At 55.0% G+C, this 16,585-nt stretch carries 14 protein-coding genes and 3 pseudogenes; 10 read left to right on the plus strand and 7 right to left on the minus strand.

The genetic code is table 11. The features are described 5' to 3' along the window. Positions 1-68: 68 nt before the first annotated feature. From ACR0AO_RS15865 to ACR0AO_RS15875, 3 genes and pseudogenes are all read left to right on the plus strand, one after another. On the plus strand, positions 69-1,001 hold the full coding sequence (locus ACR0AO_RS15865; protein ID WP_480605277.1) for a LysR family transcriptional regulator: 933 nt from the start codon (positions 69-71) through the stop codon (positions 999-1,001). 165 nt (positions 1,002-1,166) lie between these two features. Next, positions 1,167-1,496: pseudogene (locus ACR0AO_RS15870) on the plus strand (IS6 family transposase); the annotation flags it as partial. A 3-nt stretch (positions 1,497-1,499) separates the two neighbouring features. Beyond that, positions 1,500-1,630, plus strand: a pseudogene (locus ACR0AO_RS15875) (hydroxymethylglutaryl-CoA lyase); the annotation flags it as partial. A gap of 481 nt (positions 1,631-2,111) precedes the next feature. Here ACR0AO_RS15875 and ACR0AO_RS15880 read toward each other — a convergent pair. Then, on the minus strand, positions 2,112-3,629 hold the full coding sequence (locus tag ACR0AO_RS15880; protein ID WP_480605279.1) for a trimethylamine methyltransferase family protein: 1,518 nt from the start codon (positions 3,627-3,629) through the stop codon (positions 2,112-2,114). A 374-nt stretch (positions 3,630-4,003) separates the two neighbouring features. Between ACR0AO_RS15880 and ACR0AO_RS15885 the strand changes: the two are divergent. Continuing rightward, positions 4,004-4,536 (plus strand): annotated as a pseudogene (locus tag ACR0AO_RS15885) (IS6 family transposase); the annotation flags it as partial. Here ACR0AO_RS15885 and ACR0AO_RS15890 read toward each other — a convergent pair. The 3 genes from ACR0AO_RS15890 to ACR0AO_RS15900 form a co-directional block, all read right to left on the minus strand. Further along, positions 4,502-5,776 carry an IS110 family RNA-guided transposase gene (locus tag ACR0AO_RS15890; protein WP_480605281.1) on the minus strand — a complete coding sequence of 425 codons (1,275 nt, stop codon included), beginning with the start codon at positions 5,774-5,776 and terminating at the stop codon, positions 4,502-4,504. The pseudogene ACR0AO_RS15885 and the gene ACR0AO_RS15890 overlap by 35 nt on opposite strands. Before the next feature lie 234 nt (positions 5,777-6,010). Next, on the minus strand, positions 6,011-6,889 hold the full coding sequence (locus ACR0AO_RS15895) for a helix-turn-helix domain-containing protein (RefSeq protein WP_480605282.1): 879 nt from the start codon (positions 6,887-6,889) through the stop codon (positions 6,011-6,013). A 294-nt stretch (positions 6,890-7,183) separates the two neighbouring features. Next, the gene (locus ACR0AO_RS15900) at positions 7,184-9,619 is read right to left on the minus strand and encodes a GcvT family protein (protein ID WP_480605284.1); all 2,436 of its coding nucleotides are present in this window, start codon (positions 9,617-9,619) and stop codon (positions 7,184-7,186) included. A 190-nt stretch (positions 9,620-9,809) separates the two neighbouring features. Here ACR0AO_RS15900 and ACR0AO_RS15905 point away from each other — a divergent pair, with 190 nt between their 5' ends. Next, the gene (locus ACR0AO_RS15905; RefSeq protein ID WP_480605286.1) at positions 9,810-11,333 is read left to right on the plus strand and encodes a trimethylamine methyltransferase family protein; all 1,524 of its coding nucleotides are present in this window, start codon (positions 9,810-9,812) and stop codon (positions 11,331-11,333) included. Positions 11,334-11,341: 8 nt separating this feature from the next. Here ACR0AO_RS15905 and ACR0AO_RS15910 read toward each other — a convergent pair whose 3' ends face one another. Then, complete coding sequence (locus ACR0AO_RS15910; protein ID WP_480605288.1) at positions 11,342-12,316, minus strand: LysR family transcriptional regulator; 975 nt, start codon at positions 12,314-12,316, stop codon at positions 11,342-11,344. 188 nt (positions 12,317-12,504) lie between these two features. On the opposite strand from ACR0AO_RS15910, the gene ACR0AO_RS15915 reads away from it, so the two are divergent. The 4 genes from ACR0AO_RS15915 (at position 12,505) to ACR0AO_RS15930 (ending at position 14,054) form a co-directional block, all read left to right on the plus strand. Further along, positions 12,505-12,768 carry a glycine betaine ABC transporter substrate-binding protein gene (locus tag ACR0AO_RS15915; RefSeq protein WP_480605290.1) on the plus strand — a complete coding sequence of 88 codons (264 nt, stop codon included), beginning with the start codon at positions 12,505-12,507 and terminating at the stop codon, positions 12,766-12,768. A 29-nt stretch (positions 12,769-12,797) separates the two neighbouring features. Next, on the plus strand, positions 12,798-13,220 hold the full coding sequence (locus ACR0AO_RS15920; protein WP_480605292.1) for a glycine betaine ABC transporter substrate-binding protein: 423 nt from the start codon (positions 12,798-12,800) through the stop codon (positions 13,218-13,220). Positions 13,221-13,264: 44 nt separating this feature from the next. Further along, entirely contained in the window at positions 13,265-13,450 is a 186-nt protein-coding gene (locus ACR0AO_RS15925; protein ID WP_480605627.1) for a hypothetical protein, read from the plus strand. Positions 13,451-13,730: 280 nt separating this feature from the next. After that, positions 13,731-14,054, plus strand: coding sequence for a hypothetical protein (locus ACR0AO_RS15930; protein WP_480605294.1), 324 nt, complete (start codon positions 13,731-13,733; stop codon positions 14,052-14,054). Between the two features lie 116 nt (positions 14,055-14,170). Here ACR0AO_RS15930 and ACR0AO_RS15935 read toward each other — a convergent pair whose 3' ends face one another. Both ACR0AO_RS15935 and ACR0AO_RS15940 read right to left on the minus strand, forming a co-directional pair. Then, a complete protein-coding gene (locus ACR0AO_RS15935) occupies positions 14,171-14,395 on the minus strand; it encodes a hypothetical protein (RefSeq protein WP_480605296.1) in 225 nt (74 codons plus the stop codon). Between the two features lie 137 nt (positions 14,396-14,532). After that, entirely contained in the window at positions 14,533-15,708 is a 1,176-nt protein-coding gene (locus ACR0AO_RS15940; RefSeq protein WP_480605298.1) for an amidohydrolase family protein, read from the minus strand. 220 nt (positions 15,709-15,928) lie between these two features. Between ACR0AO_RS15940 and ACR0AO_RS15945 the strand changes: the two genes are divergently transcribed. After that, entirely contained in the window at positions 15,929-16,381 is a 453-nt protein-coding gene (locus ACR0AO_RS15945) for a MarR family winged helix-turn-helix transcriptional regulator (RefSeq protein WP_480605300.1), read from the plus strand. Positions 16,382-16,585: the final 204 nt, after the last annotated feature.

Here is a 16,585-nt window from a genome sequence, read left to right on the forward strand (position 1 = left end):
GTTGCTTACGCGCCCTTTGACACAGATTTTGGTATAAATTCTCTCATTTTTCTAGTAGCTGAGTAATTATGGATGACATTAATAGAGTTAATACCAAACTAAGCCGCAACCTGGTGGCGCTATATGCGTTCGAGGTGGTGGCCAAACATGGGAACTTTACGAGTGCAGGAGAGGCGCTTGGCTTGACCCAGTCTTCGATCTCGCAACGGATCAAGGGCTTGGAAGTTGATCTGGGTGTCGTACTTTTTAAACGAGAGCACCGCGGCGTTTCACTAACATACGAAGGGCTCAGGCTTTTGAATGTGGTCAGACCCGCGATGACGCAAATGGGCTATGCTGTCGGTTCCTTATTGGAACGAAAATCCAAACCCAAGGTTCGGATTTCAGCCGATTTTGCTTTCTCGACTTTCTGGCTGCTACCGCGCCTGGCATATCTCCGCGAGGAAATTGACGACGAAATTGAGATTCAAATTCTGGCTTCTACAGTACCCCCGGGCTTGGACTACACAGACTGCGATATACAGATCCACGTGGCCCCAAAAAGCCGGATAAAGCCTGGTGAAATTCTTCTTCTGGAGGAAGCTGTCGCCGCGGTTTGCAGCCCCCAGCTATTAGAAAAGATTACACCAATCCAATCTGCTGCGGAATTGCTCGATGTACAACTTCTCAGTTTGTCAAAACCGGCAACTGCAGAATGGCAAACCTGGCAAGGATGGTTTGACAGTCTGGGGATAACGGGCGAGCGAAAGAAAAACTATATCAGTTTCAACAATTACGACATGGTCACGCAAGCGGCTTTAGCCGGAGACGGTGTTGCATTGGGTTGGATCGGACTCATTGATGATTTGCTCAGAAACAATTCACTGGTCAAGGTTACAGACGACGTGGTCATCAGCGATGCGGGCTATGTCATGTCACGAGACCAAAGCAACTTAGGTCGCGGCCCGCGCATGGTTTTTGACTGGATCGCCGATCAGGTCTTTTCAAAACCTTCGAACTAGCAACTGTACTCCGCACTCGGCCCAGGTGTCCATTTCCACGGTTTGAAGGCGCGATGGTGATGTCACATTTACTCTGGGACAATTGCTGGAAACTTGATTTCCGCGTAGGTGGACCGGGCGCAAAACCCGTCGATGAGCTACTAGCGCCACCGCTTCCCACCTCACATCATTGCGCACGCCGTTTGACTGTACGTTCGCTTCAATCTGAGCCTGCGCAAAATTAAGGATATGTTGTTGGAGCTCGGCATCGACGTGACTTGTGAAACGATCCACTGCTGGACTGACAAATACAGACCGCAGATCGCCCGGAACCTGCGGCGGCGGCATTGCCGGCCTGGCGATGTCTGGCATCTGGACGAAGTCGCCGTGAAGATTTCGGGGAGGTCATTCTGGCTGTGGCGCGCCGTTGATCAACACGGAGTCGTTCTGGAGGAAATCCTCCAGCCCAGGCACAACAAGAGAGCCGCAAAACGGTTGTTGGCCCAGCTGACGAAGCCATCTTGCGTAACGGACTGTCCGTACGATGGGGCCACGCCCCTTCAAATGTCGCCAAAGTCACCAGACGGTTGCTGAATCCGGGGTGCTATGAAGTCAGCCTAGGCAATACGATTGGAGCAGGGACGTCTGAAGCCGAAAAAATACCTGTGAAAGCTTCTCGTCGTCGCGACGGCTGTTCTCAGACATGCCATCCGAAGACAAACGCGAACTGGGGAACGGCTGCGCCATCTACTTGAGCGCAAGCCATCTCGGCTGTTGAGCGTGGTATTGGCCAGCAAGACCGCCCGGATCGTCTGGGCCGTTCTGGCAAAAGGAGGATCCTACAGCACAGCATAAATTTCGGACGGCAGAGCACCTGCGGCAAACCCGGATGCAAGAGCCATCCAAGTGATGATGATCAATGCAGCCACAATCGGAACATCCCGTGGTATCGTCAGGGCGTCACAGCCTGGTTAATTGATAGGCACCCGGGACGCGGGCTTCATCAAGGCCAGCGGACCTATACACCGCCAAAACAGGCCGGACAAATGAGAGCTAGCTAAAAGATCTCAACCACTTAGAAAACTCTTGCAAATCACGGGCTGTCCACATATGACGATCCCATCCCGAGTTTCAGTGCCAGATATCCGGAAGCTGTTCCTTCTTTCGGGCCATGAAATCGCGCAACCCGTCATCTATCCCCTCATCCAGCGGCGGCGGTTCATAGACTCTGAGTTGTTCTTTCCACTTCCTATTGGCGCGTCTCGCCATATCCGACGCACCCTGTTCAGACCATGTCTCAAATGATTGGGTATCCGACAATTCGGCATCGTAAAATGCCCTCTTGTAGTGCCTCATTGTGTGGGCGCAGCCGAAGAAATGCCCACCGGGCCCGACCTCGGAAAAAGCGTCCATAGCAAAGGCGTCCTCCTCAATAGGCAGACCCTTCAGGAAGCGATGCATCGCACCCAGATAATCCGCGTCCATGACTAGTTTTTCATAGGACAGCGTCAGCGCTCCTTCCAGCCAGCCTGCAGATTGTAGCACGAAATTTGCACCGCTCAGAACCGAGGCGTGCAACGCGGTCACGCTTTCCATCATCGCCTGCGCATCCGGCAGTTTGGAACTGGTGAACGCGCCCGAGCACCGGACCGGCAGGCCCACGCGCCGCGCCAGTTGCCCGGCCACATAGGATGCGAGCGCCGATTCGGGTGTGCCGAAGGAAGGTGAGCCGGATTTCAAATCCACCGAAGTTACAAAGTTGCCGAAGATCACCGGCGCTCCGGGACGGACGAGTTGCGCCAGAGCGCAACCCACCAGCACCTCGGAATACGCTTGCATAACGGCAGCAATCATCGACACTGGTGCGGTTGCACCGCCCAGCACGAAGGGCACGATGACAGGGCACTGCCCGGCCGCCGCATAGGTGCGGATTGCACCCGACATCGCGTGGTCGAAAACCAATGGCGAGTTCATATTGATGTTGCCCATGATCACGCAGTTTTCTTCCAGAAAGTCACGACCGAACACGATGCCTGCCATCTCTATACTGTCGGCCGCCCGTTCAGGCGCGGTCACCGAACCCATGAATGGCTTGTCGCTCCATTTGAGGTGGGCATAGACCATGTCCAGATGCCGTTTGTTGACCGGCAGATCGGTCGGCTCGCAGGTTGTTCCGCCGGAATGGTGCAGCCAGGGCGATGCGTAGACAAGCTTGGTCAGATTCTCGAAATCCCGGATGGTGCCATACCGGCGCCCACTATCGATGTCGCTGACAAAAGGCATACCGTAAGCTGGTGCAAAAACAACATTGTTGCCCCCAAGTTCGATTGTCCGCGCAGGATTGCGCGCGTACTGCTGAAAGACCTTCGGCGCAGTCTTGAGCAACGTGTGCAACAGACCGGGCGGGAACCGCACCTGATTTCCTCTTACTTCCGCTCCGGCTTCACGCCAGAGCGTCAGGGCCTCTGGGTCGTCGATAAACCGTACGCCGATCTCCTTCAACAATTGTTCCGAATGCGCCTCGATCATTTCCAGACCTTCTTCGCCCATCAGGTCATAGGTGGGTATCTCGCGGCGAGCACCCGTAACTATTGAAGGCTCTGAAATACTCGAGCTACGACGAACCCGTCGGCGAGCGGTGCTTGGCATGGCAAATCCTGCAGCTCATAATTTGTTCAACCATGCTCACGCAGGTTGCCGTTCTGAACTCAGACAGAAACGACAACACAATTCGAAGGCGACATCAATTCACGTATAATCAATCACAAACCCGAGATTTGTTCTGATTGAAAATGTCGCGGCACTCGTTGGTTCTGATGGAATGGACATCCCCTGATCACTTTTCTGGTAAATCTTGGAGATGGAAGTTATCTGGTTTCCATTATAGGTTGTAGAAAGCGCTTTTCCTATGTCTTTACAATAGCATGTCAAATTTGGTTCTGGCGCAAACTTATGGGGCTGTCTGTTTGAACTGAAACGCTTGTGATGTCGGCGGACCGAATATCGTCCGAGGTGTGCGGAAGATGATGATTTCATTCAAGGGTGTGCACTTCCCAAAGGATGTAATCTTACACGCGGCCTTCTTCTACCTGCACTATGGTGTGTCATACCGCGATCTGGAAGCAATCATGGCCGAACGTGGCGTGGACCTGGATCATACGGCGCTAAACCGTTGAGCAGGTAAATATGCCGGGCTGGCGTCTGAAGCCGCGCGATTTGGACAGCGTGCTGCGGATCGTTGTTGGCGCATGGATGAGACTTTTGTGAAAGTGAAGGGCGAATGGGTATACCTCAATCGCGCCATCGAAAAGTTTGGCAATACACTTGGTTTCATGCTGTCGAAACGCCGGAACGAAGCCGCGGCAACGAAGTTTTTGCCCGCGCGCTCGAAGTCAACGGGCTGCCACGTAAGATCGTCATCGACAAAAGCGGTGCGAACACAGCCCGGATCAAAGCGATCTACAAGATGCTCAAATGCATTGGTTGTCCGATACTGATCGAGATAGTTAGGCGGAAATACCTCACGGATGTATTTGACAAGAGCTTTGTGAAGCGTTGGCCGCTTGTTCGTTGTTAGCGAGCTGAGGCGAAACCGGCTTGGCCATGGGAGATTGTCGCTTCCACTTCGCGACGAAGCGGCGGTAGAATTCCTCTGCGTGGCCGGTGGCCTCCCTCTCCCGGTCGCGCACCGCATTCAAGCTGTAGTCAGCAGCGGAGCCCTTTGTCTTGCCACCGCGGCGAGAGGGGTATCCGGCGGCCAGTTCCAGATTTCTCAGCTTCCATTCCAAGAGAGCGGGGCGGCTCCAGATGTATTCCTCACCTTTGGACAACATGTGCCAGACGACGACCGTCAGCTTGCGCGCCGTCGCAACAGCAGCAACTTGGTTGCCCCGCTTTTCTTTGATCCTCCTGAAGAAGGCGCGTAGCGGGCCTGGCGTTCGTGAAATTGACCAGGCTGCCTCAACCAGCATCGCCCGCGCATGTGATCTACCCTGCTTGGTGATGCGGCCGTGGTAGGCGGGTTTGTCACCGGATTGACGCACCCGAGGATTGAGCCCGAAGTAGCTGACCAGCTTTTCTGGAGATGGGAAACGCTCGATGTCGCCGATTGCGGCCAGAACACTTAGTGCAACGATCATGTTGACACCGGTGATCGTCATCAGCTGTCTCACGCGCGGCTCTTGAAGCGCTGTTTGTGCAAGGTCCTCATCGATCTGTTTGAGTTCGCAACCGAGACGGTCTAGCTCGCCGGCATGACGGAGGATGACGCGCCGCTGGTCTTGCGCGACGGGTTGGTCCTCCAGCCATTTTCTCCCACGCTTTGTAAAAAGAGACGCATTGTACGGCGGGATCAAATTGGCATGCAGCACCGAATGGATCCTGTTCTTGAGACGCGTCATCTGGGAAACTAGCTGCACCCGCTCAGCCACGACCCGACGCAGCCGTTCCGTTTCTTCATCCGGCATCCAGACTTCTGGCAGAAAGCCACTGGTGTGAAGCTTCGCCAGAACACTTGCATCGATCTTGTCGGTCTTGACTTTGGCCCAGGCGATGGCGCGAACGAGCAGTGGATTTGAGATGACAACGCGATTCACAAAAGGGGACAGCAGCCGCACTATGGCCTTTGTGTTGACTGTCGCTTCCAGGACGATCTCATCATCCAAGCTAAGTTGCTCGGCGAATTTCAGGATGTGTTCACGCTCAAGTTCAATGCGACCGGCATCCCGGATCTTGCCATTCTCCAGGATCGCCACCTGAGCGAAGGTACGATGCACATCAAGGGCAATGATCTTCATGGCTGGCTCCTTTTCATGGTCAGCAACCAAGGGAGCCAGCGGGCTACACGACAACTACGGATTCGCGCTCGCAGCGCAACCGGGCAAGTCGAAGGGGCGGCCAGATAACAACTCGAGCTCACAGCTCATGAGATACTTCGGCCTGCCCGCCTTTCGTGCTCCCAACGCCCCAATCCCGGTGGATCAACAGTAATCCACATCGAGGTCTAAGAACCCCCGATTGGGGCGTCGAGCTCATTCATGCCGGATAACAACGTGATTGAGCAGGACCACCGCTTCATCAAACGTCGGATCTGGCTCAGCCCTGTCAATAACTCCAGGCTGATCCGCGCCCAGAAGTGCTACGCCGAAACGCAAATCGCTGCGCGCGGTAAATTCGACGCCCGTGGGGCAAGTCCCATCTTCGCTGAGAAAATGCACCGCGATGCCAAAGAGCAGCGCCATTGCGGGCCTGCGGTCAGTTGAGCTCGCCGTTTGGAAGGGGAGATCCCGAATTCCTGGATGTATCTTTTGTGCGAAACTCGATGGGCTTCCAAAACCGCAGGCCACGGAAATTTCTGTAATGGGCAATACAGTCTGTTCAACCAGCGCTTTCGCGCGGCGCAAACGCAAAAACCTAAAAAAAGATGCAGGGCTCCGGCCAACTAGCGCTTTGAACTTGCGCTCCATCTGACGAACAGAAGAACCCAAAATTTCAGGCAGTTGGGCGGTCGAGAAGGGTGTCTCGAGCGCGTTTTTCATGGCGGCGATGATGGGTTCGAGATTGCTGTGGCGTAGGGGCATCACATCGTTTTCGCTGCGCGGCTGAGTGACCGCGCCATCCCGAATGTCGCCTATCAAAAGCACTTGGGCGACAGATTGGGCCAAGTGCAGCGATTGCGGTGCCACGATCCGCATCAACACTAAATCCGCGGTTGACGCCATGCCGAACCCGGTCGTAACTTGCGCTTTCTGAGTAAACAAGGGCAAATGGCTCTCGATCGAGCATCCCGCGTCCCTGTCCACCTGCTGGTTTTCCCAATGGTTGGCAATTTGATCTGTATCGGGATGCAGAAACTTCCACTCGGCTGCAGCGCCGGACAGCAGTGTAATGCCGACCTCTTTGCGTTTCATCCATGCAAAACGTCCTTTGAGCCCGCGGAATGAAATCCGAATGCCTTTTCCGCCTAAGACCACAAAATGGTCAGGCAGGGCGTTACAGCTGGTCTGAAATGAGCTAGCGTGCACGAGGCTGCCCTTTTCCTTCGACCAGCGGGGGCATCCTGCATAGTGTTAACTAGGTGATCAAAGCGGACGCCGGAGCCCAGCCGCGTGGAGATGCGCAATACGTCAAGCACCAGAGCCAGTTCGGTCGGAACAAACCCATGCTCCGCCAGGTTTGTGACACGAACAACCTTCATGACAGGCTCAGCCGCGCGTCAGCTCATAGTTGGGATCATAGGGCGACGGAGCGATAACCTTGGCGTCCACCAGACTACCACACATATCCAGTTGCAAGGTGCTGCCTTCTTTGGCCAGACCGGGGTCGACAAAGGCATAGGCCAGGTTCATACCTACTCGGTGCCCCCAGTCGCCCGAAGTGATGGTACCGACCACCATATCGCCCTGCATCAGCGAGGCACCAGCGTGAGCCGGGGCGTGGGTCGTGTCCACTTTCAGGGTGACGAGTTTCTTGCGGACGCCTTCGGCTTTGCGTTTCAGCAGGGCTTCCTTGCCGATATAGTCACCTTTGTCGAGCTTTACGAAGCGGTCCAGCGCGGTTTCAAAAGGGTCAAATTCCGTTAGGATATCGGACTTCCAATGCAGGAAGCCTTTTTCCATGCGCATCGATTCCACCGCCCTTGCACCGAACAGTCTGAGGCCATGAATTTCTCCTGCTTTGCGCAGTGCGAGATAGGCAGCGTAGTGCGAGGCATTGGGGACGTGGATTTCATAGGCCAACTCGCCTGAGAAGCTGACGCCCAACACAGTGGCAGGGGCAATGCCGATGAAACATTCGCGGGCGGACAGCCAGGGGAAGGCCTCGTTGGACCAGTCGCCACGGGCGCAGGCCGAAAGCACCTCCCGTGCCTTGGGTCCGGCCAGAACCAGGATGGTCTGATCGTTGGTCAGCGAGCGGATTTGCACGTCTTCATCTTTGTGGATGTGCTGAGTGAGCCAATCCATGTCGTGGAACTCGCTGGCCGCGGCAGAACCGTACCAGACCCGTTCCGCTCCGCGGTCCGAGGCCGGTAAGTTGGCCACTGTGGCCTCGCTCTTGACCATGCCATGGTGGTTCAGCAGGTAACCCAGGCCAACACGGCCATCGCGTTTTGTAACAGTGCCGCAGAACATGCGGTCAAGAAAATTGTGGCGATCCGCGCCGGTGATTTCCAACCGGTTGAAACCGTTGACCTCGCACAGGCCGACATTTTCCTGAACGTTCTTCACGTCGGCAGCGACGATGCCAAAGGTTTCGTCGAAGTTGAAACTGAGCGTGGGGTGAAAATCAGGAGAAGGCTTGATGTAGTCCATCCGCTCCCAGCCGTTCACAACGGTGAACTCGGCCCCTTCGGCGGCGAGAACCGGCGTCAGAGGGGTTGTTTTGGCTGGGCGTCCGGCGGGGCGGTGCTCATGGGGGAAATGGAACCGGAATTCGTTCTGGTAGTCTTCAATAGCCTTAAGCGAGGTCAGTTCCACGTTGGTGTGACCGGTAAAGCGGCGCGGATCTATGCACCAAGTATCGTAGCAGGCTTCGCCATGCACGATCTGCTGCGCCAGCAGCCAGCCGTGGCCGCCCCCTTCACCCAAACCAGCCCGCAACCCGATGATGCAGAACGCGTTGCGCTTACCCGGGATCGGACCCACCAGCGGAGCGCCGTCGATAGTATAGGTGATCGGGCCGTTGACTATGGAGCGGATACCGGTTTCTTCCAGCGCAGGCATGCGTTCGAAAGCACCCGCCAGCACGTCCATTACGCGGTCCAGATCATCGGGGCAGAGCGCATTTACGAAGTTCGAGTCGATGCCGTCCATGCCCCAGGTCTTGCAATCCTGCTCATAAAAGCCGACCAGCAAGCCGCCCTTTTCCTGTCGGGAGTAGTAGTCACTGATCGGGCAACGCAGCAGCGGCATCCGGTGGCCGGCCTCGGCAATACCCGGGATGTCTTCGGTCAGAAAATACTGGTGCTCCATCGAGGCAACCGGGTGGTGAACACCCATCATTGCACCCACTTCGTTCACACGGTAGCCGCAGGCGTTGACGACGACGTCACAATCGATGTCGCCGTGTTCGGTATGCACGGTCCAGGTGTCATCCTTGTGCTGGGTCAGTGCGGTGACAGGCGTGTTGCGGTAAACCTCGGCACCCGCCTTGCGCGCGTGATAAGCCAGTGCCTGGCAGAGCTGCGCCGGATCGATGTCACCGTCCAGAGGGTCCCACAATCCGCCCAACAGGTTTGTGGTTGAAATCAGCGGGTGGCGGCGCGCGCATTCTTCGGCGTCGATTACTTCGAAATTCACCGCCATCCCACGCGCCATTGAGGCGAAGTGACGGTAGCCCTGCATCTGCTCTTCGGTATTCGCCAGCCGAATACCTCCGTCGGCATGATGATAGTTGATCGGATATTCGGGGTTCTCGGAGAGTTCCTTGTACAGATTGATCGAGTGGGTCTTGAGGCCCACCATTGTCTGGTTCATGCCGAAATTCGTCACCTGTGCCGCGGAATGCCATGTAGTGCCGCTGGTCAGTTCATTTCGCTCGACGAGAACAACGTCACTCCATCCCTCTCGGGTCAGATGGTAGAGCGTCGAACACCCGGCAATGCCGCCGCCAATGACAACAACTTTGGTGCGAGTTTTCATTGAAGAGAGCCTCCGGAACAATTTCGAAAAGATAGACCTCCAGATTGCCGTCCGGGCAATCACGCGGCTCTGTTTTCATGCAATTTCGAATTTAGAATACGATTATCTAAAATAATGGCGGCAAGTATTGCGCTAAGTACCATCCAATCCTCTGAATTACAGCTGTAGCCCCTGCTTCAAAGGACTTGGTATGGCTGGACAGCGTGGAAAAAGAGGCGGACGCAGAGAACGTCTTGCTCAACGTGCAGCAAAGCCTGCAGTGGACCCGTGCCCCCCTGGCCAAATTGGCGGCACATACAAACCACTCAGCGATTCTGATTTGCGGCGCATATACGATACCGCGCTTGACTTGCTCGAAAAACTGGGCATCGGCGAAGTGCCGGACAGGCTGCACGCCGATCTGCTGGCCATCGGTGCCATCGACAATGGCAACGGACGTGTCCTGTTTCCGCCTTCATTGGTTGAAGAGGCAATTGATCAGGCCGCCAAGACCTTTACCCTGCATGGTCGCGACCCGGGGCGCTCGATCGACGTCGGTGGCAACAAAGTGTACTTCGGCACCGGTGGCGCAGCTGTACAGACGCTGGATATGGACAGCGGGATCTACCGCCCGTCGACCCTGGAAGATCTTCATGATTTCACACGGCTCCAGGACACGCTGGCCAATGTCAGCTGGTTCACGCGTTGCTGCGTGGCAACTGATGTGTCCGACAATTACGATCTGGACGTCAACACTGTTTTTGCGCTGCTGAAGAACACCACCAAACCCACGGCGACCTCGTTCACGCTGGCCGAGTATGTTGCCCCGATAGTTGAGATGCTGGATATCGCGGCAGGCGGCCGGGGAGAGTTTTCTAAGCGCCCTTTTATGAAGGCCCATATCAGCCCGATGATCTCACCTATGCGCTATGGCGAGGATGCGGTGGGTGTCGTGTATGAGTGTATCCGGCATAACATTCCGATCTCCTGCATCACTGCGGCGCAGGCCGGGGCGACTGCGCCTGCCACATTGGCCGGCTTTCTGGCGCAATCTCTTGCCGAAACACTTGGAAGCCTGCTGATGGTACACGCCATCCAGCCCGGCTATCCTATGGTGTTCTCCAACTGGCCGCTGGTGATTGACCTGCGCACCGGTGCGTTTTCCGGCGGCAGCGGCGAGACGGCAGTGCTGAACGCGGCCTCGGCGCAGTTGTCGAACTTGCTGGGCTTGCCGTCAGGGGTGGCCTGTTCGATGACTGACGCCAAGGCCATTGACGCTCAGTACGGCATGGAAAAGGGCATCACCTCGATGGCGGCGGCACTGGCAGGCGGCAACCTGATTTATGAAAGCTCAGGAATGACCGCATCGCTGCTGGGGGCAAGTTTCGAAGGGTTCGTGCTGGATGACGAAATGCACTCGAACACCTACCGTGCGCTGCGCGGGATTGAGGTGACGGATGAGAACCTGGGGTTCGAGACCATTTGCGACGCTGTATTGGGAGAGGGCCATTTTCTAGGTGGTCAGCATACATATGACGCGATGGAGCGCGATTACTTCTATCCGACGCTTGCAGACCGCAACGAACCGCGCACATGGGCTGAAAACGGAGCTCAGGATGCTTGGTGGCGTGCCAAAATCAAAGCCCGTGAGATATTGAGTAGCCACAACCCGGCCTATCTGACCCCGGAGCAAGAGCAGGAAATCCGGTCCCGGTTCAACATCCTGGTGTCCTGACACCTGCATCAGTCTACCAGTTTGAAGCTGTCGGAAAGCCATGGCATTTGCTGAACCTGCGCAGAAATAACCTGTTCGCGTAGTAAGCTCCGCATTTTGCTGTCAATCAGTTTCAGAACGGATCTGGAGCAATCGGGTGTCGCGACAACGGCCAATGTGCGTGAAAAGCTCTTTCCTGGGAAACGGTGCATCGTCAGTTTTTGTTGAAACCGTTTTGCCCGTGAAAACAGCAGTGGGGTAGTGATGGTCCATCCGGCCCCTGCTGCAACCATGGCCATCAGTGTCTGGTTGTTGCTGCATTCAAAATTAGAAGGAGCCGTCAATCCCAGTCGCCGCATCTGCGATTCAATTTGCCGCGCTATGATCAGGTTGCTTGAAAACCGCAAGAACGGAAGTTTGGCGCGGCCCTCGACAATATCCGTCAATGACTGCTCGCTAAATCGGGGCAGCACCACAACAAAGGGGTCACGTAGCAACGGGCGGTCCTGCAGATCGCGCAGCCTTTCATCCGGTGTGGTCGTGATTCCCAGATCGAGATGACGATTGCGCAGCATTTCGATAATCGCGTGACTGGAATCCGTTTGATACATGAAGTCGCAAGACGACATGTTTCCCGACAGGAAGACAGCCAGTTCCGGTATGATATCGCTAGCAAAGTCCTCAATCGTGCCGATCCTCAGATAACTTGCGTCTGCAATACTTCCAGCCGAGGCTTCGGCCTTAGCTTTGCGAATGGCGTAAAGAGCATCATCTATATTGCGTAGAAAAACCTGCCCCTTTGGGGTCAATACCATTGGCCTGCGGGAGTGGTTGAACAACTCGACCCCAAGGTGATCTTCCAAATTACGCAGATGATGTGAAACCGTGCTGATGGTCAGGCCGGTTTCTTTGCATGCCGCCTGAAGCGAACCTTTCTGTGCGCATATCTGAAAGATCTCCAGCCATTTGAGACTGAGATCTTTGGGGGCTGATTGACGAGGCATGTGATCTTTCTTTCTTAGGATCTGCATCGGATAAATTTTAAATTATGATACCATTGATCAGAAATAGTCTAATCAATCGATTAGCTGTCCTCCGTTTCAGGATGCTGTGGGAGCGTCGCAAATCATAGCATATCGAACTTCTGGCGGCGCCAGGCCAAACTTGGGAGGGAAAATGAAAAAAACTGCTTTTGACATCCGCATTTGCCATAAGCCTTGCCGCCTCTGCTTGGGCCAAAGGCTACGGTGATGTGACCATCACGCAATTGGACTGGGCTTCGGTCAATGTCGTGACTTCAGTGGCCAAATTTCTGATGGAACAGGGGTATGGTTGTACCGTCACGACCGTTCCATCCTCGACACCGACAGCTTTGACATCAGTTGCAGAGACCGGCACCCCTGACATTCTGACCGAGCTTTGGGTCAATACGGCCCAGCCTATGCCGAACTCGTAGCCGACGGTTAGCTGGTCGAACTGGCCGACATGCTGTCAGATGGCGGTATCGAAGGTTGGTGGGTACCGCAATATGTGGTCGATGCGCATCCCGAAGCGGCTGCTCTTGATGGTATTCTGGCCAACCCCGACCTCGTTGCCCGCCGGTTTGACAATTGCCCGGATGGCTGGGGCTGTCGAACCGTAAATGACAACATGAATCGTGTCATCGGAATGGAAGTTAAGGGGATCGAAGTGTTTGATCACGGTTCAGGCGAAACTCTGGCAACCGCCATCGCTTCTGCCTATGCGGACCAGAAACCCTGGTTCGGCTTTTACTGGGCTCCAACCGCTGTTCTGGGCAAATACCCGATGGTCCTAGTCGATATCGGCGTGCATGATATTGAAACGCATACCTGTAGCGGTTCCAAGGACTGTTCTGAACCCGGCATCTCAACCTACCGAGTGCGGTAGTCAAAACAGCCGTCACGACCGATTTCCAACAGCGTGAACCCGAGATCGCTAAGTTGATGTCAAACATTTCGTTCAACAACGAACAGATGAACGGGGTACTGGCCTGGATGGAAGACAACAATGCCTCTGCCGAGGAGGAGGCGGTTAACTTTCTGACACACAACAAGGATCAGTGGGGAAGCTGGCTGAGCGATGAGGCCCGCGGGAAACTGTCGTCCGTTCTGAAGTAACTCCCGGACAAACAGCCAGATCCGGGAAGACACTGCGTCGGATCAGGTTGATGCCCAGAAAGCGGAAGGCCCAGAACGTGGCGAGCTACGAGAAGTTTTTTGATAGTTTGGGTTTGCGTGACGGGTGCGATACCGACGTGACGGACTCTCCCATGAGCATGGCTCAGTTGCTAGCTCAGACCAATGGTGGCAGCTCAGAGAACAACGAGGCCCTTCCGTTTCCATCGCTGGATGCCCTTCACGAGGCGAGGCTTGTAAAAAAATCCCTCAAACCCCGGACATGATCGCCGGTGTCGAGCAGGGATCTCTTACAATCAAGGACAGCCTCAAATTCGTTCTCGACCCGCTGACACAGCCGTTGTCGTGGATACTGGAAGGAGCGCTTTTTGCATTCATGGCTACACCTTGGTGGTTTCTGATCCCGCTTCTGGTCCCGGAGACTTGTCTGGCCACGCGCACGCTAACCATCACGGTATTTGTCACGGCCGTATTCCTGTTCTTCGGATTGATTGACCACCTTGATGTTGTCCTGCAGACGTTGTCGATCATATTTGTCCACACCGGGCTCAGTGTTTTGTTCGGTGTGCCGATTGGTTCCCTATGACTCCAACAGAAACAGCCCGGAGGCCCAAGGTACGGAAAGCGCATCAAACCTAGCGTAGCCGGGGTGTTCAGTTTTGAGTCGGCCCAAACGGTTGCACTTTGTCGGAGGCGGACAAATCACCAAACACTAAAAACTAGTGTGCTGCTCTCTCCAAGCAAGCTGTTTCTAATTTTGCCACGTTGCGGTGTTTGTCCAAAGAATCTGACATTGTTGCAGAACGCAGCATTTGGCAAATTGGACTCTTTCCCGTCGTTCTCTTCTGCGGAATGTTGACGCCTTGTCTTCCTGCGGATGTCTTTGACGACCCTCTCCGCCGCTGCTTTGGATTTCCCGGATTTCATTCTCATCTCCACTCTCTGATGGTTGCGATGAGCCTGAAATCCTCCTCTACGCAATCAGCCTAGCCTGTTCCATGGGTGCTGATGTCAGACAGCAACAGCACCCGCCGACGGCCTTGAAGGGGCTGTTGACTACCAATTCACCCCAACACTTCAGGTAGTCGTTGTGCGGGCGGTGTGTTTCGGCTCCGTGTTGACCGGACTTCTCCGTCGATGATCGTCATGCCGACACCGGGCAAGTTTCCGAGTTCCACCGATTCCAGTATATCCTTGCCCGGGGCGTGCTGCGCCTGATCCATCAGAACAAAATCCGCCGAGAAACCCGGTTCCAGAAGCCCGGCATCCAGTTCGCGCTGACGGGCAGTATTGCCATTGGCAAAGCAAAACGCTGTTGCGGCATCCACGTTTCCGAGGCTTGAGAGCATCGACACCATGCGCATGATACCCAAGGGCTGAACACCGGATCCGGCCGGACCGTCGGTGCCGAGAATGATCTGATCAAGCTTATCCAACTCGCGCGCCGTGTTCAGGGTCAGAAGGGCCGCGCGCTCGTTTCCGTTATGGACGATTTCCAGACCTTTGGTGCAACTTTCGCAAAGGCACACGATCTGATCATCCGGCAAAGCGGAATGGCCGCCATTGATGTGTCCGACAACGTCGGTCCCCGTCTCAAGCACCATATCGGCATCGATCAGCCCGGACCCGGGAATCGACGGTCCACCAGTATGTATTGTTGATTGAATGCCGTATTTGCGCGCCCAGTTGACCATCTGATTGGCTGTTTTTCCGTCTTTCACGGTCCCTAGTCCGACCTCGCCCAGGAATTTCACGCCTGCATCCGCGAGGTCCTTGAAATCCTGTTCTTCCATCCCGTGCTCGATCACTGGCGCGCCAGCCAGAACCTTGACACCGGAAGGGCGAAAGTTCTCGTACCAACGCTGTGCGGCGATTGCCATCGCCTTGAGGCCAACAACGTCCTTCGGACGGCCCGGCATGTGCACTTCACCTGCCGAGATCATGGTGGTGACACCGCCGTGCAGGGTCGAATCAATCCAATGCAACTGTTGCTGACGCGGGGTGTAATCGCCCACAACGGGATGAATGTGGCTGTCGATCAGGCCGGGTGCAAGGGTGGTGCCATGTGCGTCGACTGTTGTCGTCGCCCCTTCGGTATCAAGGTCTTTCTCATAGCCGAAGGCGCTGATCTTGCCATTGATCGCGATCACACAATCGCCGTCGGCGATCGGGGCCTCAATCTTTCCGGTCAACAGCAAGCCGATATTCTTGATCACGAGTTTTGAAGTGGTTTCCGTCATGTTCAATCCTTCGCTTGTCATTAGTATACTAATATATGTCACAAAAGCTGCAAGCTTGAGTTTCCATAAAAAGATGCTTTATTGGAGGGGAGGCATCCAGCAGTAGCACTGATCGGCTCAAAGATAGGAATCTGTGTCTTGGCCAGCTCGCAACGAATTCCTGCCACCGCCTGCGAACGGCTTTTACCGTTTGTTCCTGTGACCAAAGGAAAAGAAAAACGTGTCAAACAATGTGGACCAAACCGACGCAACTGCAAGACTCTACAGGTTGGAAGAACAGGTAGGATTCCTGCTTCGTCTTGCGGGCCAGAGGCACGCAGCCATCTTTCAGGATAAAGCACCGTTCGGCCTTACACCCACGCAATTCGCTGCGCTCGCCCGCCTGGCGGAATTGGGAGAGTGTTCACAAAACGAGCTTGGGCGCCGGACTGCAATGGACGTTGCAACCATTAAAGGGGTGATCGACCGCCTGCGAAAGAAGGGATTTGTCCAGGTAAAACCCGATTCGAAGGATAAACGCCGCGCGTTGCTGTCAATCGCGGAAGAGTACGAGAATATTAAGCCGGAATTGTGGGAGGCCGGGTTCCGGATTTCCGATGAAACGCTCGGACCGCTTACGCAAAAAGAACGCAAAGACCTGATCCACATCCTCAAAAAAATAAGCAAAACCTGATACTTAGATAGGCCATCGAGTCACGCGATCTGGTAATCCGTGACGGCGGAATCTCTCTTTTGAAAAACTGCCCTCCTCTCTGATTTTAACATTAGCATGCTAATGAAAAATTGGTGGTGGAGGACGCTCGGTTGCCCGGCATTGCATCTACTAATCTGTCGAACGAGCTTGGTCCGCCATGTGGCGCAGAGCCGATGTCGTCGG

The sequence above is a fragment of the Ruegeria sp. AF8 genome (assembly GCF_056541825.1).